This is a genomic window from Methylophilus sp. DW102 (assembly GCF_037076555.1).
GTDB classification, from domain to species: Bacteria; Pseudomonadota; Gammaproteobacteria; order Burkholderiales; family Methylophilaceae; genus Methylophilus; species Methylophilus glucosoxydans.
Genome location: NZ_AP029023.1, coordinates 2872008 through 2898087, shown reverse-complemented (window position 1 = coordinate 2898087; position 26080 = coordinate 2872008). Strand labels below are relative to the sequence as shown.

Genomic DNA, 26080 nt, shown 5'->3' with positions numbered 1-26080 from the left:
CGATGACAAGCTACCGATACACCGCGATTGATAAGACGGGCCACTTAACACGGGGCTATGGCACCTCCGACTCTGAAGAGGCGCTGGCTGCATCCCTGCAGCAGCAAGGCTTGGAATTGCTGACGGTGAAGCTGGGTGAGCCATTGCGCTGGCGACAGCCACGCGTGCACCCCAAAATGTTGATCGTGTTTTGTGTGCAGCTGGAGCAGCTATTGCAAGCCGGCTTGCCTCTCTGTCAGGCCATTGCGGTCTCGGCAGAACAAGCCGAACAGGCGGTGATGGCCGAGGCCTTACGTGGTTTGTTGCGCGATCTTGAGGCGGGCAAATTACTTTCACAAGCGTTGCAAGCGCAGCCCAAGGTCTTCCCAGCCTTGTTTTATCAACTGGTCAATGCTGGTGAACGGACGGGTCAGCTCCCTGAAACATTTGGCCAATTGAAGGCCACCCTCACGTGGCAATTTGAGCTGAGTGCGCAAATCAAGCGGGGACTGAGCTATCCCGCTGTGTTATGCGTGATGGTGATGATTGCCGCATACGTGATGCTGACCTTTCTGGTGCCGCAAATGGCAGGTTTTTTGCAAAGCCTGGGGCAGTCTCTGCCATGGAGTACACGATGTTTGTTAGCCCTGTCAGAGGGTGTCATGCACTATGGGGCTTATCTGCTATTGGCGATATTGCTGTCCCTGGTGAGTGTGACTCTAATCGTGCGGCACTCGGAAAAATGGGCTTATAAATGGGATAGCATGATGTTGCGATTGCCGGTGTTTGGCCGCTTGCTAAGAGCATGGGTGATCACGCGGCTGTGCAGGTTTCTTGGATTGATGTACCAGGTCGGGATTCCGCTGTTACAGGCATTGCAATGGTGCCAGCCCTTGCTGACGCAGCGTGTCATGGCCCGCGCACTTGAGGATGTGTCTGCGCGCGTACAGGCCGGTGAAAGCCTCACCGCCAGCTTTGCGGCTACCGGGCAGTTTCCGCCACTGATGCTACACCTGCTCAAGGTGGGTGAAACCACAGGTGGACTGGATCGCATGTTGTTTCAGTTGGCTGACTATTATGACCGGGACGTGCAAGCGCGGATCCAGTCGCTATTGCGCATGTTGGAGCCCGCGCTGACCATTTCACTGGGGTTGATGTTGCTGTTTTTGATGGCCGCCGTCATGTTGCCGGTCTATGACAGCTTTTCAACCATCAGGTACTAAAGATGTCCGCCCAGCGCTTCATTCTCCTGATTGATGCGCAAGCATGGCGGCTGGTCTTATTTAAGCGCAATCAGTATTGCGAGCTGCGTTCGTTTGGTCCAGATGAAGCAGGGCTAGCGGCCATGTTAGGGTGGCTGCAAACTTTCCCAGGCGCGCGTGTGGCGGTGTTAACCGATCTGCCAGAGGAGTGCTATCACCTTGAGCTGATGCCTGTGGTGCGAGGGGCGGCTGGTCGTGCACTACTCAAGCGCAAGCTGGCGGCTTGGCCACATGCACAAGGCTTGCATACCGCCTTTCTACTGGAAACGATCAAGACGAGTCGTTTAGAAAACCGTTTTTTGTTTGCCGGGCTGTTTTCCCCACCACTGACCCACTGCTTGCCCGCGCTGCAAGCGGCAGCACTCAGCCTGCAAGGCATTTACACGCAGGCAATATTGTTGCCATATTGCTTGCCTGCAAACGCTCAACGCCTGAGTGATTGTATCTGTGTGCACGCTGAGCATACGACCCTGTACTTGAGTTATTTCAAGCATCAACGGTTGTGTTTAAGGCGCCGCCTTTCAATGACAACACAAGGGATACACGATGTGGCTTCTGTGATCCCGGCGCTGACTCAGTTGCATCGTGAGCTGGTTAGCCAGTTTGGCTTATCCGAATCTGCAAGTCTGCCGGTGTTTTGCATCATTGCAGAAATACAGCAGGCTGAGAGGCTCACCTTCCCCGCCCCTTTTCAATATCAACCTCTGACTGAGGCCGCGCTCATTGCGGCCGTGGGTCAAGGCTCGCTCCCTACCGGTCTCCGCGCGGTCGAGTGGGTCGCCATGCATGCGATATTGGCAGACCAGGCGCTCCCTAACTTGGCCCCTGAGGCCAGTCTCTTGCCAGAGAAATTCAAGCGGTTACAACGAAATATCCACGTGGCAGGCGTGGGGCTTGCGTTGCTATTGGCGCTGCTAGCCGGCTTCAATGCGCTGGCAACTCAGCAAATGAATACGCAAGCCGGGCTGGTGAAGGCCCAGCTGGGTGAGCCAGAGGCGATGCCATTCGCCGGGGGGCTGCGCGCTGAACAATTGCCAGCGATTCATGCCTTAACCCGCACGATGCAAGCGATCAGCGCCTCCGCCCGATTGCCCGATCAAGCCTTGCATGACTTGCAGCCGATGCTGACTGGCTTGCGAGATTGGCAACTGATCCGACTCGAATGGCAGGCAGAGCCTCCTGAATCAGCAGACCCTGATGCGCATCAAACTCAGTCATTGAAAATGACTTTTCAACAATTAGAAACAAGTCAGCACACGCGTGCCGTACTTGAATGGCAACAGTTGATGCAGCGTTTAAATCAGTTGCCATCAGTCAAGCAGCTGCAAACAGAGAACTCCAGTCAGCAAAGCACGACGAATGGTCGCCAGGGCAGTACAGATCCGCTAGCCATGCTGGGGTTGCAGCCGATGCTCACGCTGACTTGGGCAGCCGTGCAACAGGAGGGGTGGTGATGGTTCGGCAAGTGTGGGCGCCATTAAAACAAACCTTCTTGTTTTGGTTAGGCGTGATGAGCTTGTTAGTGGTGTGTACCCTGTTGCAGTATCAAAGACGTGAAGAAGCCGAACAAGTCTTGTCTCAACTTGAGGCACAGTGGCAGCAACGGCAACGACAAGCGGCTTATCAGCAGCGTTTTACTGCAGAGATCGCTACCTATTTGGCGCTTCGCGAGCAATGGCAAAACATCGGGGTGATGTCGCCCTTGAATGTGCCTGCATGGGAAAAGTCCCTTGCCGAAATGCAACAGGCATCTGGCCTGAGTCATCTACGCTATGAGTTCTTGCCGACCACTCCTTGTGACCTTACCCTGTGTTTGCCGCAAGCATCCACTGGCCAGCAAGCCGACATCAAAGTGATGCTTAGCCGTCTACAGCTCGCATGGTCGGTCAAGCATGAAGCAGACATATTGGCATGGTTACAAGCGTTGGCCAAACAATATGCAGGTGCGATTAAAGTCCATCATTGTGTCTGGACAGTGACGCCGTCATTCGTGCAGATTGATGTGCAATGTGAGCTTCATCTGTTTAATTTCCCTGACGTGTTTCCCAATCCGTCGCCTGTGCAGCCATGATTGTTTGTTCACATTTTCAAAGAGGAATTGCAATCTGGGCGCTTTTGCTGCTGTTGTCCGGCATGGCGGGCATGCTGGTTTATCCCTTGGTGGGCCGTGAGTTTTCCAGTCAGGCGTCGTTGCACAAAACCATGACGGCCTTGGCCAAGGCCGAGCAGGCCTTGCTTGCCTATGCGCAGCAACCTTTGGGCACCACGCCTTGTGAGTTGAATTGCCCACGCCCGGGCGATTTGCCATGCCCAGACCGCAATAACGACGGCATTGCCGAAACCTCATGCAGTAACTCCGCTCGCTTGGGCAGGTTGCCCTGGAAAACACTGGGCTTAGGCGACCTGCGCGATGGCAGCGGTGAGCGCTTGTGGTACGCAGTGTCAGAGCGCTATAAAAATAATCCGCGCCTGCGTCCTTTGAATCTGGACACGCAGGGCAGCTGGAGCGTGATGGCCAACAATGGGCCGACTTGGGATGCCAGTGTGGGCAATGGCGTTGTGGCTGTGGTGATTGCCCCCATGCAGCCGCTGTTGAGGCTGGATGGCTGGCAGCAACGCCGCCTGCAGCCTGACGATGGTGCCAAGGAGTATCTGGATATTGAGGGGACCTTGGATAATGCCAACCCGACAGAGTACAGCGATCACGGCTTTGTCATGTCGCCTCCGACTACACAATTTAATGACGTGGTCTGGCCAATCTCGGCCAGCCGCATGCATCAAGTCATGCAAAAGCAGGTGTTATCAGAGCTTAAGCGAGCATTTACTTGCACGTCCAGGCCATGTGCGCCTTTACCTGTGCCAGCATCCATTTCAGACGCGAGTTGTTTAGGTGCACAATCATTGCAAGCTGGGCAATGTATGTCTGCTCAAACGACTACGCTGGGCCGCTTGCCGGTCGATGGCGACCTGCATGGCCCACTTGCAAATCAAGCCATGCTGGATGGTCAGGCCATGCATCACTGGTTTCAGCAAAATGGCTGGCGGGAGCAGGTGTTTTATCTGCCGCGGTCCTCGCAAGTGCTCTTGGTTGTGTCTGGCGAGATGTTAGCCGGACAATTACGACAGACGACTACGCAAAAAAGTGAGTATGCCAATTTTATCGAGATGCCGACAGTCGCTGCGCTGGGTCTGGCCGGCGTCACGGCATGGGATGCACCCAGCAATGATCAACTGGAGCAAATCGCCAGATGAAGGGCATGACTGCATATTCTCCTCGATCACAATCCTCTCTGTATGGCTTCAGCCTGCTTGAAATGGCGATCGCCTTGGTGATTTTAAGCCTGATGATGGGCTGGCTCATGACGCCCCTCAAGGTGCAATACGGATTGCAAAAATATCAGCAAACCGAACAGCGGCTGAATACGGCGCAACAGGCCTTGCTTGGCCATGCACTGATTTATCATTACCTGCCGTGTCCTGATACCGACCAGCCGCCCGATGGGTGGGAGAATGTATTATCCAACCAGACCTGCGCCAGTGATGAGGGCTGGTTGCCATCGCAGCAATTAGGGGTAGTCGCCACCGATGCCTGGGGCCGTTTCTTTCGCTATCGCGCAGACAGCACGTTTACTCATCACAGCCAGTGGTTCTCGGTAGCCGCGGCCGAAGGTGCCAGCAATATTCAAGTCAGCAGTGAGACTGGCCCGGCCACCAGCGGGCCTAGCCGACCGGCGGCGATTATCCTTTCACATGGCGAAAACGGGCTGGGTGGCATACAATCCGTGTCTGGCGGCGGCGCCTATGCCATGCCCGCACCCGAGCACGCGGATGAGCGTGAAAATGCAGATGGCGACCTGGCCTTTGTTGATCAGGCACAACAACAAACCGGTACGGCCGTGTTTGATGACCGGCTGATCATGCTGTCGCCCAAGGTGTTGATTCAGCAAATGGTACAAGCGCAACGCCTGCCATGAATAATTGGAAAATACATGCAAGACGATTTGTTGTTACGCTACAGTCGGCACATCATGTTGCCGCAAATTGAATATGCAGGGCAAGAAAAGCTCACGCAAAGTCATGCCCTGATCGTGGGAGCTGGCGGCTTGGGGGCTCCGGTGGCGATGTATCTGGCCGCAGCCGGGGTAGGTACGCTGACCATTTGTGATTTTGATCAGGTAGACCTCACCAATCTGCAACGTCAAATTATCCATACTACGGCAGCGGTTGGGCAAAACAAGGCCTTGTCGGCCCAGGCCACGATTGCGGCCCTCAATCCTGAAGTCAACGTCCATGTCGAAACGACACGGCTCAATGACGAGGCGCTTGCCGCACGGGTCTTGGCGGCAGATGTGGTGATTGATTGCTCGGATAACTTTGCTACGCGCTACTTGCTCAACCAGCTTTGTTTTGAGAGTAAAAAGCCTCTGGTCTCGGGGGCGGCCATCCGCTTTGAAGGGCAATTGAGCGTGTTTGATTTCCGCCATGCTGACAGCCCTTGCTACCACTGCTTGTATCCAGACGTCGGCGATGACCAGGCCTTGCGTTGTGCAGACAACGGCGTATTTGCTCCGCTGGTCGGTATGATAGGCACAGCGCAAGCTGCTGAAGCCATTAAGGTGTTGCTCAATATGGGCCAGAGCATGGAAGGCAGGTTGCTATTGCTGGATGCGCTCAGTGCAGAATGGCGCACCATACGCCTCAAAAAAGACCCTTCCTGCGCGGTGTGTGGTCAGGCGGAATCTGTGGACTGAGACTGTAACGAGGTCACCAACTCCGTAATCTCCCATTCGCAGCCAGCGCAGCCTGACAGCGCGCCAGAATAGCGCGAGATGCCATCCAGATCTTTACCTTGCCTGACTAGCTCGATAATCAGGCCGCGCGTGGTGCCGCTGCAACTGCATAGCACCTCTCTGGGATCGTTTTCAAGCAAGTCAGCCATTATTCCTTTTGTTCCTCAGCGCCGCCATATTCGGCAGCCACTCTCAATCCACCTGTGTATTGCAACCTAGACCAACAATAAAGCGATTGGTTTATTTCACAGGTTTTTAAAAGCGCATCGGCCGCCCTCTGACTGCAGGGCATCAATGATTACCAAATGACCACCCGCTTTAATACAAGCCGGTAATGCGTGCGTATACATGCGATACGCACGCTAGACCATTACTTGAGTTTGGCCAGTTGCGCCTGTAGTTTTTCCAGGTTGGCGCTAAATTCTGTCAGGCGGGCTTTTTCCTGCTCAACCACGGCAGCCGGCGCGCGGGCGACAAAGCTTTCATTGCCCAGCTTACCGTTGGCCTTGCCGATTTCACCCTGCAGCCTTGCGATTTCCTTGCCCAGACGCTCTTTTTCGGCGGCGACATCAATTTCTACCTTGAGCATCAGCTTAAAGTCAGCGGCCAGCATCACTGGCGCATCGGCTTCCGGTAGCTCGGCGACAATCTCGACGTTTTCCAGCTTGGCCAGCGACTTGAGGTAAGGCGCATAGGCGGTCAGTGCCTCGGCATCGCCCGCGGCAATGAGTGGCACTTTGGCCGCAGGTGAAATGCCCATTTCGCCACGCAGGCTGCGGCAGGCTTCGACAGCGGTTTTCAGTGTCGCCACCCAGGCTTCAGCCTGTTCGTCGATTTTCTCCAGATCAGCTTTCGGGTAGACCTGCAACATAATGCTCTCAGTGCCACGCGACTTGTCCTTGAGTTCGGTCATCGGTGCCACCGTCTGCCAGATCTCTTCGGTGATAAACGGAATAATCGGGTGTGCCAGCCGCAAGATGGTTTCCAGCACTCTTAACAGGGTACGACGGGTCGCGCGCTGTTCGGCTTCAGTGCCACCTTGTAACTGCACTTTGGCAATTTCCAGATACCAGTCGCAATACTGGTCCCAGACAAACTCGTAGATCGCCTTGGCAGCGAGGTCAAAGCGGTAGTCGTTAAAAGCGCGTTCCACTTCGGCTTCGGTGCGTTGCAGCAAGCTCACAATCCAGCGGTCGGCCTGACTGAATTTGCGGCCACCGGCTTCGCAACTCTCGGCGCCAAAGCCATTATCTTTGCCTTCCGTATTCATCAGCACAAAGCGGGTGGCGTTCCACAGCTTGTTGCAGAAGTTACGGTAACCTTCACAACGTTGCAGGTCAAACTTGATGTCACGGCCAGGTGAAGCCAGGCTGGCAAAAGTAAACCTTAAAGCATCCGTACCATACGCTGCAATGCCTTCCGGGAATTCCTTGCGGGTACGTTTCTCGATTTTTTCCGCATCTTTCGGGTTCATCAGGCCGGTGGTGCGTTTTTTCAGCAGCGATTCCAGATCAATGCCATCAATCAAATCAATCGGGTCCAGCACATTGCCCTTGGACTTGGACATTTTCTGGCCTTCAGCATCGCGGATCAGGCCGTGCACATACACATGCTTGAACGGGATTTTGCCGGTCAGGTGTTTGGTCATCATGACCATACGCGCCACCCAGAAAAAGATAATGTCAAAACCAGTGACCAGTACTGAGGAGGGCAGGTATTGCTGCAAGGCCTGATTCTGCGCGTCCAGTGGCTCGTCGCCGGTCCAGTCTAAGGTGGAAAATGGCCACAGGGCAGAGGAGTACCAGGTATCTAACACGTCATCATCGCGCTTTAAATTACCGGTGTAACCTGCTTTGCCCGCCATCTCGGTAGCTTCTGCTTCATCATGCGCGACAAACACTTCGCCGTTTTCACCATACCAAGCCGGTATTTGATGCCCCCACCATAGCTGGCGAGAAATACACCAATCCTGAATATTGTTCAGCCACTGGTTATAGGTGTTGACCCAGTTTTCCGGGTAAAACTTGATCTGGCCATCCGCTACCACTTCTAGCGCCTTTTCGGTGATACTTTTGCCATCTTCGCCCGGCTTGCTCATCGCCACAAACCACTGGTCGGTGAGCATAGGTTCAATCACGACATTGGTACGGTCGCCCCGTGGCACTTTGAGTTTGTGTTTTTCAACTTTGACCAGGAAACCACCAGTCTCCAGGTCGGCCACCACTTGTTTGCGCGCGGCAAAGCGCTCCAATCCTACCAAGTGGGCGGGTAAAGCAATCGCAGGTTTGACACTGCCATCAGCGGCATAGACTTCTGCAACTTCTGGCACGAAGCCTTGCAGGTTCAGGATCACAACTTTATCCAAGCCCTGGCGCTGGCCGACCATATTGTCGTTAAAGTCATGTGCAGGCGTGACCTTGACCACGCCAGTACCAAACTCCTTATCCACGTAATCATCCGCGATAATTGGAATTTCGCGGTTACACAACGGAAGAGTCACGTTTTTACCGATCAAATGTGCATAACGCTCATCCTCAGGGTGCACCATCACCGCCACGTCACCCAGCATCGTTTCTGGTCGGGTCGTTGCGACAGTCAGGTGACCTGAACCATCCGCCAGTGGATAGTTGATATGCCACATCGAGCCGTCTTCTTCCTCCTGCACCACTTCGAGGTCAGACACGGCGGTGCCCAGTTTCACATCCCAGTTCACCAGGCGCTTGCCACGGTAAATCAGGCCTTCGTTATACAAACGGACAAAGCTTTCGGTGACGACCTTGTTGAGGCCGGCATCCATGGTAAAACGCTCGCGGCTCCAGTCGGGCGAGGTGCCGAGGCGGCGCATTTGTTTGGTGATGGTGCCGCCTGAGTATTCTTTCCATTCCCAGACTTTTTCGAGGAATTTTTTGCGGCCCGCGTCAGCCCCAAACTCTTCAACAAGGCTATGGCGGCTCACGCCTTGCGCATCGAGCTGGCGCTCGACCACAATCTGTGTGGCAATGCCTGCGTGGTCGGTGCCTGGTTGCCACAAGGTGTTATCCCCGCGCATACGGTGATAGCGGGTCAGCGCATCCATGATGGTCTGGTTAAAACCGTGGCCCATGTGCAGCGTGCCAGTCACGTTGGGAGGCGGCAGCAAAATGCAGAAATTATCTTTGACCTCCGGGTTCATGCCGGCGGCGTAATAGCCTTTGCCTTCCCAAAAAGCATACCACTGGCTTTCAATGGTTTTCGGATCAAAAGATTTAGCGAGTTCGCGGGTAGAGCTGGATGTATTGGTTTGTGTAGTCATGCGCGGGATTTTACCACAGCCGCCCCCTTGTTCTGGAGCACCTGTCCCCGTAGCACTAGTCCTGTCATATTAAATTCACTGCCAGCGATTAATTTAGTCAAAATTTTTTAATTCTGGAGTTTTGACATGACTTTTAAACTAGCCGCCATGACCGTGGCGATTTCACTGGCATTGCCTGCCTTGGCAAATGCAACCCCTTCATTGATCGCGATTGGCAGTTTGTCCGGGACCACGGACTTGTCCAGTTTCACTGGCATGCTGGAAAACGGTGTGGATCATCAGAATGTATTGGGTGGCATGGGTTCTGGCCTGGCTTGGGCGGGTGGTAGTACTTTCCTGGCGTTGCCAGACCGTGGCCCGAATGCTAGCGAGTATAACCCGCTGGTAGACAATACCACTTCTTACATTTCGCGCTTTCAAACGCTCAACCTGAGTTTGCAACAAACTTACAATGGTTCGAGCTACAGTTATAACCTGACCCCGACATTAACTGGCACCACGCTGTTATACAGCAATACGCCGCTTAACTACGGCACCGGGGCCGCTGGCACAGGTAGCGTGGGCGGCCAAAACTACACATTGGGCAGTGGCGCGACGGTAAATGCAGGTAAATATTATTTCAATGGCCGTTCAGATAACTTTTTGGCGGGTACCAACTCCAGCAACTCGAATAATGGCCGTTTCGACCCAGAGGCCATCCGCGTTTCTAACGATGGCAAAAGCGTTTATATCAGCGATGAATATGGCCCTTATGTCTATCAATTTGACCGCGCGACCGGCGCCAGAACCAATGTCTACAACTTGCCTTCAGCATTTACTGCGCAAAATTTGAGCAGCCAGGGTGCGAAAGAAATCAGTGGCAATACCAGCGGCCGTGTGGCCAACAAAGGCATGGAAGGCCTGGCCATTACGCCTGATGGCAAAACACTGGTTGGCTTTGAGCAAAGCCCGCTGATTCAGGATGGTGGCGATGGTGGTCGTACCAACCGTATCGTGACGATTGATACGAAAACGGGTGCTACCAAGCAGTATGTCTATGACAACTTCCTCTCTGATAAAAACAAGAGCTACAACATCAGCGAGATTCTGGCGGTCAATGACCATACCTTCTTTGTGCTTGAGCGTGATGGCAAGGGCGCGGGCGATGGTTCCAAGGCGGATGTGAAACGTATCTACAAAATCGACCTGAATGATGCAAATGGCGATGGCGTCGTGGGTGACCAAGCGGTAGATATTGGCTCATTGAACAGTGGTGCTGGCATCAGTGGCCAAAATAACCTGCAGAGCTATGCTGTGCAAAAAAGCTTGTTCCTTGACCTGAAAACAGCACTTGTGAATGCTGGTATCAGCAATACTAATATACCTGCCAAGCTCGAAGGCATGACTTTTGGCGAGGACATCATGGAGGGTGGCGTGCTGTATCACACCCTGTATGTGGCCAATGATAATGACTTTGTGCCAGGCATCGCAGGGGACAACAAGTTCTTTGTGTTCAAGTTTACCGATGCAGACTTGAATGGCAGTCAATTTGTGAACCAGGCATTGTCCGTCAGTGCCGTGCCTGAGCCAGCCAATGTTTCGATGCTGATTTCTGGCCTGTTCCTGATGGGTTGGTTGCAACGTCGTCGTCAGCGCTAATCGAGCTGCTGTGAGTAAAAAGCCGCCTTTCCAAGGCGGCTTTTTTTATGTGGCTGGATCGTTTGAAAATCGTTCATCGTCGTTGGTAAACACCAGCGGCTCAACTTTTTTCCAGTAGCGGCTAAACCGCATCAGCTCATGGTCGCTGAAGCAGGTGTCATAGAGGCTGGGTTCGTTTAGCCAAGTAAGTCGTGCATCGTCAGCCGCTGCTTTGAGCTGCGCGTTCGGAGTGTTCTGGCTGATGATGTGCCTCTGCGAATAGCTTGCCAGTACTTGTGCTGTGCTGCCAATCCATATGTCTGCCTCTGGGATTTCGCTCAGGCAATCGGCCATGAATTGCAGGCGTTTCAGGGGCCATTGCCCGTAAAGCGCAGGGTCAAATGCAAAGACGCGAGTGGCCTTACTCTTTAGTAGAGCATGCTCTGGCGATAACATTTCGTCATGAAGCCAGATCAGGGCGCTGTCGTCATGCGAGGGTAAGCGCTGCGCTGTGATTTCTAGAGGCATGTGCGCGTTGCTGGCGACTGAAGCCTGATCAGCAGTTTGCGGCGGCAGGGCACTAAATAATTGCTGTTGCAATGTTTCGTAGCTGGCATCAAACGGGCAGCGCACATGGCATTGCTGACACCAGGGGTCGCCCCCGAATTTGACGATATTTTCTTTATTGAAAAAATAAGGTTTATGGCTAAAGCTGGCGCCTATCCATTGCCAGGAGAGATGGTTGGACGCCCAATCGCCATCGAGCAGCTGTTGCTCAAACCAGTCTGCCGCCTGGCGCCAGTCTACTTTTAACCAGTGCAGCACATAGGCGGCAAACCACATACGGGCATGATTGTGCAGATAGCCCTCCTGTCGCAGACTGCGCACAATCTCGTCCATGCACACCAGTCCGGTGAATCCTTGTTCGATAAAAGCAGGCAGAGGGTGATCACCCAGCGCCACTTTGGGCGCTTCCATCGGTTGCTTGATCGCCTCGCCAAAACGGTACCAGACCTGCCTGAAGTAGTCGCGATAGCTGAGCTCTGCAATCAGTTTGATCCCGCGGTTACCAACGCTTTGGCGGACCACTGTTACTGCTTCTTGCAGTGAAAGACAGCCATGGCGCAGGTAAGGCGAGAGCCGGGTCACTGCGCCCTGCAGATGATTGCGGCTGTGGCCATAAGCCTCGGCATCTATGGCAGACAGCCGCTGCAATGCTGCGACGCGGCCGCCTTGCCAGCGGTCGTCCAAATCTGGTCCGTTGGCCTGCGGAAAGCAGGTGCGGATTTGTGCCAGCCGTTCCCGGCGGTCAGTCGCAAGCGTAAGGCGGACAGGCGGTTGAGTCATTCCCCCATTTTGACACAAGTAGTGATACCATGCGCTCAAAGATTCGTGGTCGTTTATTCATCGTGGTTTGGGGGGGCGGGTTATGCAGACAGGATGGTGGTGGTGCGGATTGGGCCTGGTGCTGTTATGCTCGGAAATGCTGCTCGGCACCTTGTACTTGTTATGGCTAGGCATTGCCGCACTGGCAATGGCAGCGCTCACCCTGGTTTGGCCAGAGATGTCATTAGCCTTGCAAGCCCTGAATTATGCCGTGCTGGCGGCACTGGCCTTGACCATCATGCGCAAGCTGGAGAAACGCAAGCCTGACTTGCGGGTTGGACAGGCGCAGGGCGAGGAAATCGGTCGTGAAGGCGTGGTGATTGAGGCTATTTCTCCCATGCAACCGGGCAAGATCCGGTTTGCCCAAGGGGTGTTGGGTAGCCGCGAATGGGTAGCTTATGCCGATACGGCCATGGCTGTGCAACAAGCGGCAATCATTGTCGCCGTGGAAGGCAACAGCTTGCGTGTGGCGCCTGCCCACCACGGTTAATCGTTTTAATTATTGAGGGGAGTCGTTATGACCGAAGTCAGTGTCATTGTGATCGTACTGGTAGTGATCGCCATCGTGAAAGGGGTACGTATTGTGCCGCAGGGCGAAGAATGGGTGGTCGAGCGGCTCGGTAAATTTGCCGGCATTCTCAAGCCAGGCCTCAATGTGATCAACCCGGTATTCAGTAATGTCAGTTACAAGGTGACCACCAAAGACATCATTCTCGATGTCCCAGAGCAGGAGGTGATCACCCGTGATAACGCGGTGATTCTGGCCAATGCGGTGGCGTTTATCAAAGTGACCAATATCGAGCGTGCGGTCTACGGCATCGAAAATTTTCGTGAAGCCATGCGCAATATGGTGCAAACCAGTTTGCGTTCTATCATCGGTGGCATGGACCTCAATCATGCGCTGACCTCGCGTGACCGGATCAAGGCTGAGCTTAAAGAAGCGATTGCCGATGAGGCGCTGGACTGGGGCCTCACCGTGAAAAGTGTAGAGATTCAGGACATCAAACCCTCTGCCAATATGCAGGATGCGATGGAGCGTCAGGCAGCGGCCGAGCGGGAGCGTGTGGCGGTGGTGACCGAAGCCGAAGGCGCCAAGCAGTCGTTGATCTTGAATGCAGAAGCCCGCCTGGAAGCCGCGCGTAAAGACGCAGAGGCGCAAATGGTGGGGGCTCAAGCCTCAGCAGCGGCGATTAAAATGATTGCCGAGGCGGTCAAGGAAAACAATACCTCCGCCACCTTTTTGCTGGGGGACCGTTATATTCAATCAATGCAAAAAATGGCCGACTCCAACAATAGCAAAATTGTTGTGCTGCCAGGCGATGTGGTGAGCGCGGTCAAAAATCTGGTAGGCGGCAGCAAGTAAGTCGATCAGGGGTAGCGTTTAATTGCCACCACGCGCTGGGTTTTGGCGTGGCTGGCATATTTCCTGCATCACACTGCTTAAAATCATAATATTATTGAGGATCAGCAGTGGCTATACGCGTCGCTTTACATCACCGCACCCGCTATCAATTTGACCGCCTGGTCAATCTTTCGCCACACGAAGTCCGCCTCAAGCCCGCTGCCCACGCGCGCACGCCGATTTTGTCGTATTCTCTGACGGTTAATCCTCAGCAGCCTTTTATCAACTGGCAGCAAGACCCCTACGGCAACTACATTGCCCGTTACGTATTCCCCGAAATGGTGCGTGAGCTCGACTTTACGGTCGATTTGGTGGCAGATATGACCGTCATCAATCCGTTTGATTTTTTTGTCGAGAAATATGCCGAGCATTACCCGTTTAACTATACCGCGCAGCAGGCGTTCGAGCTGACCGCCTATTTGCAGCCAGATCCGGTCGGGCCCTTGTTGCAGGCGTGGATGACGGAAATGCGGCAAGCCGTGATCAAACCCGAAGTCGGCATTGTCGACTTTCTGGTGGCCGTCAATCAGCGTTTGCAGGCTGAAATCGGCTATACCGTGCGCATGGAGCCGGGCATACAAACTCCGGAAGAGTCTCTGCAGAAGCGTACAGGGTCTTGCCGGGACTCCGCCTGGTTGCTGGTGCAAATCATGCGCCACCTGGGCTTGGCCGCACGCTTTGTTTCCGGCTACCTGATTCAGCTCAAGGCTGATGTCGCAGCGCTGGATGGCCCCAGTGGCACCGACAAGGATTTTACCGATTTGCATGCCTGGACCGAGGTGTTTATTCCCGGCGCAGGATGGGTTGGCCTGGATCCTACCTCTGGACTGATGGCCGGAGAGGGGCATATTCCGTTGGCGTGTACGGCGATCCCTTCCTCGGCAGCGCCAGTGACTGGCTTTACCGATATCGCCGAGGTTACTTTCACGCATGAGATGACAGTAACGCGCATTCACGAAGACCCGCGCGTGACCAAGCCTTACAGCGAAGCGGACTGGCAGGCCATCCTCAAGCTGGGTGACAAGGTAGATGTTGAGCTCAAAAAACACGATGTACGGCTGACACAAGGCGGCGAGCCGACCTTTGTGTCGATTGATGATATGGATGGCGCACAATGGAACACTCTTGCACTGGGAGATCACAAGCGGCAACTGGCCGGTGACCTGGCTTTGCGCCTGAAAGCGCACTTTGCCCCGGATGGCTTTTTGCATTATGGTCAGGGCAAATGGTATCCCGGTGAGCCCTTGCCGCGCTGGGCCATCAATATTTACTGGCGCCCGGATGGCAAGCCGGTGTGGCGCGATGCCAGCCTGTTTTCAGCCGAAGGGCACAATGACGGCTATGGCGTAGTGCAGGCAGAAGCCTTTTCCCGTCATCTGGCCGACATGTTGGGCTTTCCCAAGGCTTGTGTGGTTGCCGCATATGAAGACGTGATGAGTCTCGCGCAACAAGAGCAGCAGTTACCGGTGAATCTCGACCCGCTCAAGCTGGACTTGCAGGATGCCAAAGAGCGCAAACGGCTGGCAGATTTGCTCAACCAGGGCTTGGGGCAGGTAGTCGGTTATGTCATGCCGCTCAAGCCGGACGAGAGCCAGTCTGCCGGGGCATGGCTGACTAGCAAGTGGCCGTTGCGCCGCGAACATTTGTATCTGCTGGGTGGTGACTCGCCCATGGGCTTGCGCTTGCCCTTGTCCTCGCTGCCATGGCAGTTGCCTGTAGAGATGGAGCCAGAATTTGCCCTAGACCCGTTTGAGGCTCAGGCCGCGTTGGCGACCGCCAAATCACCCAAGGTGCGGATCAAGCACAAAACAACGCAGCCGTTGGCACGGGAAGTGGTCCATACCGCGTTGTGCGTACAGGTGCGCAATGGCCGGCTGTATGTGTTTATGCCGCCAGTCAGCCGACTGGAAGATTATCTGGATTTGCTAAGTGCCATTGAGCAAACTGCGGCCGATTTGAAACTCAAACTGTGGCTGGAGGGGTATCCCCCGCCGCGTGACAGCAGACTCAAGTTGCTCAGCGTGACGCCGGACCCCGGCGTCATCGAAGTGAATATCCACCCGGCGAAAACCTGGAAAGAGCTGGTGACAAACATCAACGTCTTGTACGACGAGGCGCGCCTGTGCCGGCTTGGCACTGAAAAATTCATGCTGGATGGCCGCCACACCGGCACTGGCGGCGGTAACCATGTCACGCTGGGTGGGGAAACACCGGCGGATAGCCCCATGTTGCGGCGCCCGGATGTATTACGTAGCCTGATTACCTACTGGCAAAATCACCCCGCCTTGTCTTATCTGTTTTCAGGGACTTTTATTGGTCCGACCAGCCAGGCGCCGCGCGTGGATGAGGCCAGGGATGACAATTTGTATGAGTTGGCGATTGCTTTTCAGCAGATGGAGCAAGCCTTGCCCGCAGGCAAAGAAAGCGAACAGCCGTGGCTGGTTGACCGGCTACTACGCAATTTGCTGGTGGATTTAACCGGTAACACGCACCGCTCGGAGTTTTCCATCGACAAACTCTATTCGCCGGATGGCCCGACTGGCCGCCTCGGGCTGGTGGAATTCCGTGCTTTTGAAATGCCGCCGCATGCGCGCATGAGTTTGCTGCAAAGCCTGTTACTGCGTGCGCTGGTGGCCCGTTTCTGGAAAACGCCATATACCGGCAAACTGGTGCACTGGGGCACCGAGTTGCATGACCGCTGGATGTTGCCGCATTTTGTGGCGCAAGACATCGCCGATGTCGTGGCCGATTTGCGCGATGCGGGTTATGCCTTTGAACAGCGCTGGTTTGATCCCTTTGTAGAGTTCCGTTTTCCGCGCTATGGCACCGCGGCTTATCATGGCGTGGAGCTGGAATTGCGCCAGGCCATAGAGCCTTGGAATGTGCTGGGTGAAGAAATGGCGGGGGGGGGCACCGCGCGTTACGTGGACTCTTCCGTCGAGCGCATGCAGTTGCGTGTGCGGGGCCTGACCGATGGCCGCCATGTGGTGACCTGTAATGGCCGACCCTTGCCGCTGCAACCAACCGGCCATGCCGGGGAATATGTGGCTGGCATCCGCTTCCGTGCCTGGAGTCCGTGGTCAGCGCTGCATCCGACCATTCCGGTGCAAGCGCCGCTGGTGTTTGATCTGGTGGATACCTGGAGTGAAAAATCCCTGGGAGGATGCACCTACCATGTCTCGCACCCAGGGGGGCGCAATTACAATACGTTCCCGGTGAATGCCAATGAAGCTGAGGCACGGCGTTTTGCACGATTCTGGGCGCATGGCCATACGGCGGGCAAGGTGACTGTGGTAAAAGAACCACCGAATCCACGTTTTCCATTTACGCTTGATCTGCGATGGCAGCCGAATGTGTGAACATCCTGTTACACTCAAGGTCTTGTTTAATAGGCCGCGCGTTTGAGTCGCACCATGATCCTCGCTTAACCACGCATGCAACCAGTGCTTAATCAACTTTATTTTTCTGACCGCTATAACGAACTGTTGGATAGCAGGGGCCAGCCACGTCCGCACTGGCAGGCCCTGGTTTCTCAGCTGGAGAGTGAAGAGCCTGCCGTCATGCGCAAGCGCATGGAGGCTGTGCAGCGCCAGATTCGTGATAATGGCGTGACGTATAACGTCTATGCAGACACGCACGGCGTGCAGCGGCCATGGGATCTGGATGTCTTGCCAGTGATTATCCCCTCGCATGAGTGGCAGCATATCGCTGCTGCCGTGGCGCAGCGGGCCACCTTGCTCAATCAGGTGTTACTGGACGTATATGGTGAACAGCGCCTGTTTGCCAGTGGTCAACTGCCGCCGGCGCTGATTTACGGTCATAACGGCTTTTTGCCTTCTTGTGTCGGCATCCCGCATTACGACAATATTGCCCTGCATAACTATGCCGTGGATATTGCGCGTTCGCCTAACGGGCAGTGGTGGGTGGTGTCTGACCGGACCCAGTCGCCCACCGGAGCTGGTTATGCGCTGGAAAACCGTACCATTATTTCCAGTGTGTTCCCCGAAATGTTCCGCGACCTCAATATTGAGCGCTTGAGCGGCTTTTTTGCCAGCATGCGTGACAGTCTGGCACATTGGGGGCACCGCGTTGCACAAAATCAGGCACAGACTGTCCCTGGCATTGCCCCACTGAGTCAGGGGGAGCCGCCACTGGTGGTGATTTTGACGCCAGGACCGTATAACGAAACCTACCACGAGCAGTCATTTTTAGCTGGTTATCTGGGCTATCCTCTGGTGCAAGGCAACGACCTGACGGTGCGCAACGGCGTGGTCTGGCTCAAAACCATCGCCGGGCTCAAGCCTGTGCACGCCATTTTACGCCGCATTGACGATGATTATTGTGACCCGCTGGAACTCAACGCAGAGTCGCTGTTAGGCGTGGCCGGGTTGACCCAGGCCGCCCGACTGGGCAATGTGCTGATTGCCAATGCGCTGGGCGCCAACTTGTTGCAATCTGGGGCTTTGCTGGGCTTTTTGCCCAACTTGTGCCAGTCGCTGCTAGGTGAGTCATTGCACATGCCTTCGGTGGCGACCTGGTGGTGTGGTGAATCTGCGGCGCTTGAATATGTGATCCAGCATCTGGATGATCTGGTGATCAAACCGGCTTACCCGCAAATGCAATCTTCGCCCATTTTTGGCGAGGATCTCAATGCTACGCAAAAAGAGGCGCTGATTGCCAAGCTGCGTGCGCAGCCCGGCCATTATATTGCCCAGGAACAAGTGGATATTTCACATGCGCCTGTGCTGAGCAATCATCATCACCAGCCACAAATGGGCAGCTTGGCAGTGAGTTTGCGTGTCTATGCCTTTGCCACCCCCAATGGCTATGCGGTGATGCCAGGCGGCCTTTCCCGCGTCGCCAGCGGCAAAGATAGCCGCGTGGTGACCATGCAGCGTGGCGGCACCAGCAAAGACACCTGGGTGCTTTCGGAGTTTACGCAGTCGGCGTTCAGCTTGTTGCGCAAAACCACCTCCAGTCAGGACCTGGTGCGTGAAAACACCTCGCTCTCCAGCCGCATGGCAGAAAACATGTTCTGGTATGGCCGCTATTCAGTACGCAACCTGCAAAAAGCCATGATGTTACGCGCCACCTTGCGCGCCTTGCTCGAATACACGCCAGAATCGCGCGAAGGCGAGTGGCCGACCATGCAGGGCTTGTGTCAGTGGTTTGACCTGTTGCCCTCGCCTAAAGATGATGAAGAATGGGCGAAATGGCAACCGTACAGTGATGATGATATTGAGCCGTTGCTGGTACAAGCCGTGTTCTCGCAGCAGTCCGGCAGTCTGGCCACCAGCGTGCAGCAGTTGTATCAACAGGCGTTCAACCTGCGTGAGCGCATCTCCAATGACCACTGGCGGACCGTGAACGTATTGTCACGGCAGTTTATTACCCGGCACGCGCATGCCACCTTGCAGGATGCGATGTCGTATATCGAGCAGGCCGTGAATCATTTTGTCACCTTGACCGGCTTTGCCATGGACTGGATGACGCGTGATCTGGGCTGGCGGTTTATGTCGCTCGGACGGCGGATTGAGCGCTTGCAGTTTATGTGTGTGTTATTAAGCCGTGCCTTGCAAATGCCACAACATAGTAATCTTGAGTGGTTGCTACAAGTGACCAATAACCTGGTCACTTACCGTGCCCGCTACGCCTCGCAACCCGAATGGTTGCCTGTGCTGGATTTACTGTTGATGGATGGCAATAATCCCAATGCCATTGTTTTTCAAATCAAGGGTTTGGTGAAATATCTCGAAGAAATGGATGCCCATGATAATGCAGGCGGCATTGCCGCCGAGCTGAAAGCCTGCTGGCAAGCCTTGCTGCAACTCGACCCGGACACCTGCTTTATGCAAGGCAGTCCAGAGTTGTCAGCCTGGCTCAATCACACCTACGAGGTGACTTTAACGCTGTCTGACCGCCTCAGCCTGCGCTTTTTCAGCTATGCCAGTCCGGTCGTCATCTCTGGGCATTAAGGACCCGCATGCGCTATCAGGTCGAACACCAAACCATTTATCGCTACGATGTGCCTGTGATTCAATCACAGCAATTACTGCATTTAATGCCCCGGCAAACCGCATTTCAGCAATGCGTTTCTTATACGCTGGCCTGTGAGCCGCAGCCGGCGGAACAGTCGCGGCGGCTGGATTTCTTCGGCAATCACAATGACTACTTCACGCTACTGACACCGCACCAGTCACTCGAAGTCACCTCCAGATTCCAGGTCGATATCCAGCCACGGCCAAAGATGGCTGAGCTTGTGCAAAGCCCGCCCTGGGAGCAGGTGCAGACTTTGTTAAAAGATCAGGACACACACCACCTGGATGCTGCGCCCTATGTGTATGCCACCAGGCGCGTGACCTGTAGCGAAGCGCTGGCCAGTTTCGCCCTGAGCTGCTTTACCCCGCAGCGACCGTTGCTAGAAGCCGCCATGGCGCTGACGCAAAAAATTTATACCGAGTTTGAATTTGACCCACAAGCCACCGATGTCTCTACCCCGCTGGATACGGTGCTCAAAGGCCGCCGCGGTGTGTGTCAGGACTTTGCCCATCTGATGATAGGCGCGCTACGCTCTATCGGTTTGGCCTGCCGTTATGTCAGCGGTTATATCCTTACCCATCCACCCGCAGGCCAGCCGCGCCTGGTCGGCGCCGATGCATCGCACGCCTGGGTGTCTGTCTATTGCCCGGTCTATGGCTGGGTAGACTTTGATCCGACCAATAATTGTCTGGTCCAGCAAGAGCACATTACCGTGGCCTGGGGCCGCGATTTTGGTGATGTCTCACCTATGCGTGGTGTGGTGCTTGGCGGCGGTCAGCAACAACTCAAGGTCAGTGTCACTGTCACGCCGTTGGCCTACGCCGAGCAAGCGTGATATTCCTGTGATCCCACCTGCAAAGACGCGATAAAATATCGCTTTGTTCGCCAAACGGGTTTGCCAGTGATTAAAGCCGCAATTTTTGACATGGACGGTCTGCTGATCGATTCTGAACGTATCATCATGCAAGGTTGTATTGAAGCCGCCGCCAGCATAGGCATTACCTATACCGAGCAGCAATATGTGCAACTGGTTGGGCGGATCTGGTCAGACTCCAGCCGGATCATGGCAGAGCAACTCAACGGCGAACATCATATGCAGCAGGTGATTGCTGGCCTGAACACCTATCTTGATGCACGCAACCATGTGTTCCCGCTCAAAACGGGTGTGCTTGAGCTATTACAGTTTTACCGAGAGGCAGGCGTCACCTGCAGTGTCGCTTCTTCTTCACCCATCCCGCATATTACCCACCGTCTGAGCCATACGGGCGTGCTGGATTACTTTGACCACGTCACTAGTGGCCAGGAGGTGCAACGTGGTAAGCCCAACCCGGACATCTACCTGCTGGCCCTGGAAAAACTGGGCTTGCAAGCGGACGAATGCATTGCGTTTGAAGACAGTGAACTGGGCGCACAAGCCGCGATTGCTGCAGGCTTGCGCGTGATTGTGGTGCCGGATTTAAAACAACCGGGCGACCTGGTGCGGGCACAGGCGTTTCATGTGGTGGAAAGCTTGCTGCACTGGCATCAGCATCATGATGCGCTCATGGGCTGCGTGCCAAGCGCCGACATGGCTGAGTGACGTTCCTAAACTCGTTCTTTTGCCTGTAATAACCACACTTGCTCTTGTGCCGGGCATTTGCCCTTAAGGCCACCCGCCAGCGGTACATCGGCCAACAGGCTTAATCTAAAGTCCTTGCCGTACAGTTGTTGCACTGCTTGGGCATCGACACTAAACGGTGGTCCGGCTTGCAGCGACTGGTCGTAGTCAAAACTCACCAGTAATTGTTTGGCGTGTGCGGTCAAGGCGGCCAAATGCTGGCTGTAGCGTGGGCGCATGTCAGCGGGCAGGGCCACCAGTGCGGCGCGGTCATAGGCCGCATCTATCTGACCTACTTGCGCCTGCTTCAGTTGTGTCTGGCTGAGGGCAAAAAAGTCGCCATTAAACACAGTCAGTGGCCCGGCACGGTAACAGGTGATCGCCCCCATCTCTTCTACTTCCGGTGTCAGCGCCAGCTCTTGGAACAACGCTTTCACCGCGAGTGGGCTCAGTTCTATGCCCACCACTTGTAGCCCTTGGTCTAACAGCCAGGGGATATCCAGCGATTTTCCGCACAAGGGCACAAAAATACACTGCCCGGCCGTTAATGCCAAATGATGAAAGTGGCTGACCAGCAGCGGGTTGGCTTGGTCGAGATGAAAGCCAATTTGCTGGGTTTGCCAGCGACTGTGCCAGAATGCGTGATCCATACAAAATCCTTGGTCTAGGCGTCAAAGCCTGAGCGTAAAGAGCCTAAGTATAGATCAACCTGTACGTATCAGTTATTTCCCAGCGCGCTGACTCAATCTTGCCTGTTGCTCCAGCACGCCTTCTTCCACCCCGGCGGCTTCGGTCAGCTTGGCCACGTTATCCCGGGTGAAAAAGCCATCAAAGCCGTCATAGCGTTGTACATATTCAATAATCAGCGAGGAGTGTTCAGAGGCATTGGAGAAAATCTGTTTCAGGCCTTCTTCCTTGGAGCCAATCACATCGAGCAGAAAGCCTTTGCCCTGGCTGGCAATGGCATCGACGACAAATTCGATATTTTCCTTACCGTCCCGGGTGCCATCTTTGACTGATAAGGCGATATGGTGCAAGCGCGGGCCATAGTTACGCACAAAGGTCTCGGTCGGCGAGGGCAGTTTTTCCAGGTGGTTAACAAAATAAGGCGTATTGTTGGCGGTAAACACTTTGGCCGGGCTCTTGGTTTCTGGGAAACCATGCACGCTCTTGGTGACATTGGTGGAGGAGTTCTGATCCCAGATGTTATAGGCGCCCCAGAAAAAGTAGCTGGACCAGGACAGGTATTCGAGAATCGCCACCTCACGGTTTTGGCTATAAACGCGGGTGGCCAGGTGATCCACCGGCAAAATCAAATCGTCTATGCGCAGCTTGGCCTGCAGGTTTTTAGCCACTTCATACGCGGCTTGCACATCGGCGCGGATGGTACTGATACCAAGCGCATACACGCGTAATTCATCCGGCTCGCGTTTCATATAGCCAACGATATTATGCGTGTAGGGCGAAGGTTTGCTGATCGCCACATTGCCCGGCAATTCCAGTTTGCGCACTTCGTCCTGGGTAAAAAAGCGGAATTCGCGTTCTTCCTGTAACTTCACCACCTCGTGCATATTGGTAACGCGGATGATTTCACCCATGTAGCGGCTATTTGGTTTGCGCGCCCCAACAGGATAGATCTCGTTGAGTGCGCGGAAAATCCCCCTGAAGTTAGGGTCTTTCACCTCTCGGACCAGTAAATCCGGCGAGTCGAGGTCTATGCGCAGAATATGCGTCCAGTGCTTCTCACTCTCCAGTGTCACCAGATAATGGTAAGAGGTCATTAAAGACAGTTCGGCGATGTACTGGATCGAATGATCAGGGTCTACCGTAATCATCAGCGCATCGATTTCCTGAATCATGTCGGTCAGCCCGAGCTGGTCGCGCTCTTCGAGCAGCTTTTGCAAATACTCTTCAAAAAAGGCGGAGTTTTGTTTGTCGCCGTGGCGGGCAAAATCGAGAGAATTAATCATGAGGCTCCATCAATGCATCTAAAACCTGAAATAAGCAAGTGGCGTTCCTGCTGGGGGACGTTGGCTAAATATTGCGCACAATGGCTTGTGCTTGCGGCCCGTGCCCTGCACTTGCTGTGCGCGGGATATTTGAAAATGACACAGGGCAGCGATGGCTGCCCTGTTTTAGTGCTTGTCTGAGGTTCGCGTGGCCGCAAATTAGCGGCCCTTGCCGCTCAGTGAACCCCGCTTGAGGATGGGATCGTCAAACGCGATGCAACGGCCGATGCCCAAAAAGCTGGGCCGCATACCCAAGGGACAGCTATTACTCCGCTCAAATTGCTCGACTTTGACTTTGGCTTCCTCGGCTTTTTTGGCATCCTTAAACTCCCAGTAGCCATTGGCGTGCAGCACCACTTCATCGCCATTGGCGGTTTTGGCTTGAATATCATCTGCTTCTTCTTTGGCGGCAAACGCCACCGCCGGCAACAAAGCAATCAGTAACACAGAGAGGGGCAGACGAGACATTTTTAATCCTTAAAACGATCTGGCTAGCATAGCGGGTGCGTGTAAAAAAGCCAAGTGTCAGCCACTTGGCTAGATGTACAAAGTGATTAACTTGCCATGCCGTTGTGGCGTAACAACGCATCCATACTCGGTTCGCGACCTCTAAAGGCGACAAAAGACTCCATGGCCGGACGTGCGCCACCTTGTGCCAGTACCTCGTTTTTAAAGCGGCTACCTGCCTCGGCAGACAACACGCCCAGCTCTTCAAACAGGCTATAGGCATCCGCAGATAGCACTTCTGCCCATTTGTAGCTGTAGTAGCCTGCGGCATAACCGCCCGCAAAAATATGGCTAAAGCTATTGGGGAAACGGTTCCATTTGGGGGGGCGCAACACAGCCACTTCATCACGCACCTGTTCGAGCACGTCCAGTGCCGTCTGCTTGCCTGTCGGGTCAAAGCTGCTGTGCAAACGCATATCAAACAATGAAAACTCGATCTGGCGCACGGTTTGCATGCCGGCCTGGAAGTTTTTGGCGGCGACCATTTTGTCGAACAGTGCGCGCGGCAGTTGCTCGCCAGTGTCGACATGCGCCGTCATATGGCGCAGCACGTCCCATTCCCAGCAAAAGTTTTCCATAAACTGGCTGGGGAGTTCGACCGCGTCCCACTCCACGCCCTTGATGCCGGAAACACTGTATTCCTCGACCTGGGTTAGCATGTGGTGCAGGCCGTGACCAAATTCATGGAACAGCGTGATCACTTCGTCATGGGTGAACAGCGCAGGTTTGTCGCCAACGGGTGCCGAGAAGTTACAGGTCAGGTAGGCAACCGGCAGCTCAATGCCATTGGCAATTTTGCGGCGGGTAATGCACTCATCCATCCAGGCGCCACCGCGTTTGCCATGCCGCGCATACAAATCCAGATAGAAATAGGCAATTGGCTGACGCTGCTGGTCGCTGATCTCATAAAAACCCGCATCCTTATGCCATAACGGCGCATCGGTTTTGCGCACCTGCACGCCAAAAATGGTTTCCACCACTTTAAACAGGCCTGTCAGCACCTTGTCTTCGGGGAAGTATTGTTTAACTTCCTGATCTGAAAACGCGTATTTGTCCTGGCGCAGCTTTTCGCTGATGTAGGACACATCCCAAGCCTGCATGTCGCTAAAGCCCAGCTTTTCGGCATAGGCCTTGAGTTCGGCCATGTCTTTTTCGGCATAGGGTTTGGCCCGCTTGGCCAGGGTGTCCAGAAATTCAATCACCTGTGCTGGCGTATCTGCCATCTTGGTCGCCAGCGACAGTTCAGCATAGTTTTTAAAGCCTAACAGTTGCGCTTCTTCCTGCTTGAGTTTGAGCAGGTCAGCGATCAGGGCGGTGTTATCCCATTCGGGTTTACTGAATTCTGAGGCGCGCGTGGCATAGGCCCGATACAGCGTTTCACGCAGAGCGCGGTTGTCGCAGTATTGCATGACCGGCATGTAAGACGGGAAGTGCAGCGTAAACAGATAGCCGGTTTTCTCCTCAGCTTTTGCAGCTTCGGCGGCCGCTTGCAAGGCGTCCTCAGGCAGCCCTGTGAGTTCGGCTGCGTCTGTCACCAGATGCTTGAAGTCGTTGGTGGTATCGAGGATATTTTCTTCAAACTTGCTGCCCAGTTTGGACAGTTGTTCGGCGATTTCCTTGAAGCGTACTTTTTCGGCTGGCGGCAGCTCGGCACCGCCCAGTTTGAAGCCACGCACTTCGTTGTCGATAATCTTGCGTTGTGCCCGGCTCAATTGTGCGTAACCTGCGCTGGCCTGGATGGCTTTGTACTTGGCGTACAGGCGCTCATCCTGTGACAGGTCGCTGTAAAAATCGGTCAGTTTGGCCAGGTTTTCATTATAGGCTTCACGCAGTTCTGGCGTGTTGACCACGGCGTTCATGTGTCCGACCGGCCCCCAGCTGCGAGACAGTCTTTCCGAGTAGTCTTCAATCGGCTGCACAAAGTTTTGCCAGTCGGGCGTCTCGCTGGCAGTCGCCAGGCGCTCTACCAGGGCGCGGCCTTCTGCCAGTAACTGGTCAATGGCGGGTGAGACGTGCTCTGGACGGATATCGTTAAATTTGGGCAGGCCACTAAAAGCAAGTAATGGGTTGGTGCTCACAGCAAATCCTTTGTTGAATGCGATAGATGATAGAGGCGTATTATTCGCCAAATGTTCGCATTTGGCTCATTGTATATATTGATGATGGTGATGAGTTTTGTTTAATACAAGGGCATCCGTGC

Annotated in this window: 20 protein-coding genes; 13 read left to right on the top strand and 7 right to left on the bottom strand. The window is 54.5% G+C overall.

Annotation, left to right across the window (positions count from 1 at the left end; all coding sequences use genetic code 11):
- Positions 1–2: 2 nt before the first annotated feature.
- The 6 genes from AACH41_RS13800 to AACH41_RS13775 are packed head-to-tail and all read left to right on the top strand — an operon-like array spanning position 3 to position 5992.
- Entirely contained in the window at positions 3–1202 is a 1200-nt protein-coding gene (locus AACH41_RS13800) for a type II secretion system F family protein (protein WP_338655784.1), read from the top strand.
- Positions 1203–1204: 2 nt separating this feature from the next.
- Positions 1205–2695: a hypothetical protein gene (locus AACH41_RS13795; RefSeq protein WP_338655783.1), complete on the top strand. Its 1491-nt coding sequence runs from the start codon at positions 1205–1207 to the stop codon at positions 2693–2695.
- Complete coding sequence (locus tag AACH41_RS13790) at positions 2695–3312, top strand: hypothetical protein (protein ID WP_338655781.1); 618 nt, start codon at positions 2695–2697, stop codon at positions 3310–3312. The genes AACH41_RS13795 and AACH41_RS13790 overlap by 1 nt, the downstream gene beginning before the upstream one ends.
- 44 nt (positions 3313–3356) lie before the next feature.
- Positions 3357–4493, top strand: coding sequence for a hypothetical protein (locus AACH41_RS13785; RefSeq protein WP_338655780.1), 1137 nt, complete (start codon positions 3357–3359; stop codon positions 4491–4493).
- Positions 4494–4498: 5 nt separating this feature from the next.
- Positions 4499–5215 carry a prepilin-type N-terminal cleavage/methylation domain-containing protein gene (locus tag AACH41_RS13780; protein WP_338655779.1) on the top strand — a complete coding sequence of 239 codons (717 nt, stop codon included), beginning with the start codon at positions 4499–4501 and terminating at the stop codon, positions 5213–5215.
- Between the two features lie 15 nt (positions 5216–5230).
- Positions 5231–5992, top strand: a complete 762-nt coding sequence (locus tag AACH41_RS13775) for a molybdopterin-synthase adenylyltransferase MoeB (protein ID WP_338655777.1) — start codon at positions 5231–5233, stop codon at positions 5990–5992.
- Here the strand turns inward: AACH41_RS13775 and AACH41_RS13770 are convergent.
- Both AACH41_RS13770 and AACH41_RS13765 read right to left on the bottom strand, forming a co-directional pair.
- Positions 5971–6180, bottom strand: a complete 210-nt coding sequence (locus AACH41_RS13770) for a (2Fe-2S)-binding protein (protein ID WP_338655775.1) — start codon at positions 6178–6180, stop codon at positions 5971–5973. The genes AACH41_RS13775 and AACH41_RS13770 overlap by 22 nt on opposite strands.
- Before the next feature lie 221 nt (positions 6181–6401).
- A complete protein-coding gene (locus tag AACH41_RS13765; RefSeq protein WP_338655774.1) occupies positions 6402–9323 on the bottom strand; it encodes a valine--tRNA ligase in 2922 nt (973 codons plus the stop codon).
- A gap of 126 nt (positions 9324–9449) precedes the next feature.
- Here AACH41_RS13765 and AACH41_RS13760 point away from each other — a divergent pair, with 126 nt between their 5' ends.
- Positions 9450–10961, top strand: a complete 1512-nt coding sequence (locus tag AACH41_RS13760; RefSeq protein WP_338655772.1) for an esterase-like activity of phytase family protein — start codon at positions 9450–9452, stop codon at positions 10959–10961.
- A 45-nt stretch (positions 10962–11006) separates the two neighbouring features.
- On the opposite strand, the gene AACH41_RS13755 is transcribed toward AACH41_RS13760, so the two are convergent.
- Positions 11007–12287: an FAD-binding domain-containing protein gene (locus AACH41_RS13755; protein WP_338655770.1), complete on the bottom strand. Its 1281-nt coding sequence runs from the start codon at positions 12285–12287 to the stop codon at positions 11007–11009.
- Positions 12288–12369: 82 nt separating this feature from the next.
- Here AACH41_RS13755 and AACH41_RS13750 point away from each other — a divergent pair, with 82 nt between their 5' ends.
- From AACH41_RS13750 to AACH41_RS13725, 6 genes are all read left to right on the top strand, one after another.
- On the top strand, positions 12370–12816 hold the full coding sequence (locus AACH41_RS13750) for an NfeD family protein (protein ID WP_275357914.1): 447 nt from the start codon (positions 12370–12372) through the stop codon (positions 12814–12816).
- A 27-nt stretch (positions 12817–12843) separates the two neighbouring features.
- The gene (locus tag AACH41_RS13745; protein ID WP_194748970.1) at positions 12844–13689 is read left to right on the top strand and encodes an SPFH domain-containing protein; all 846 of its coding nucleotides are present in this window, start codon (positions 12844–12846) and stop codon (positions 13687–13689) included.
- A gap of 107 nt (positions 13690–13796) precedes the next feature.
- Positions 13797–17087: a transglutaminase family protein gene (locus tag AACH41_RS13740; RefSeq protein WP_338655767.1), complete on the top strand. Its 3291-nt coding sequence runs from the start codon at positions 13797–13799 to the stop codon at positions 17085–17087.
- 75 nt (positions 17088–17162) lie between these two features.
- Entirely contained in the window at positions 17163–19703 is a 2541-nt protein-coding gene (locus AACH41_RS13735; RefSeq protein WP_338655765.1) for a circularly permuted type 2 ATP-grasp protein, read from the top strand.
- An 8-nt stretch (positions 19704–19711) separates the two neighbouring features.
- Positions 19712–20602 carry a transglutaminase family protein gene (locus tag AACH41_RS13730; protein ID WP_338655763.1) on the top strand — a complete coding sequence of 297 codons (891 nt, stop codon included), beginning with the start codon at positions 19712–19714 and terminating at the stop codon, positions 20600–20602.
- 66 nt (positions 20603–20668) lie between these two features.
- Positions 20669–21346 carry an HAD family phosphatase gene (locus tag AACH41_RS13725; RefSeq protein ID WP_338655762.1) on the top strand — a complete coding sequence of 226 codons (678 nt, stop codon included), beginning with the start codon at positions 20669–20671 and terminating at the stop codon, positions 21344–21346.
- Positions 21347–21351: 5 nt separating this feature from the next.
- Here AACH41_RS13725 and tmpT read toward each other — a convergent pair whose 3' ends face one another.
- The 4 genes from tmpT to AACH41_RS13705 form a co-directional block, all read right to left on the bottom strand.
- Positions 21352–22014 carry a thiopurine S-methyltransferase gene (gene tmpT / locus AACH41_RS13720; protein WP_338655761.1) on the bottom strand — a complete coding sequence of 221 codons (663 nt, stop codon included), beginning with the start codon at positions 22012–22014 and terminating at the stop codon, positions 21352–21354.
- Between the two features lie 72 nt (positions 22015–22086).
- Positions 22087–23334, bottom strand: coding sequence for a hypothetical protein (locus AACH41_RS13715; protein ID WP_338655759.1), 1248 nt, complete (start codon positions 23332–23334; stop codon positions 22087–22089).
- Between the two features lie 198 nt (positions 23335–23532).
- Positions 23533–23841 (bottom strand): hypothetical protein, encoded by a 309-nt coding sequence (locus AACH41_RS13710; protein WP_338655758.1) that lies wholly within the window; start codon positions 23839–23841, stop codon positions 23533–23535.
- Positions 23842–23927: 86 nt separating this feature from the next.
- Entirely contained in the window at positions 23928–25958 is a 2031-nt protein-coding gene (locus tag AACH41_RS13705) for a M3 family metallopeptidase (RefSeq protein WP_338655757.1), read from the bottom strand.
- Positions 25959–26080: the final 122 nt, after the last annotated feature.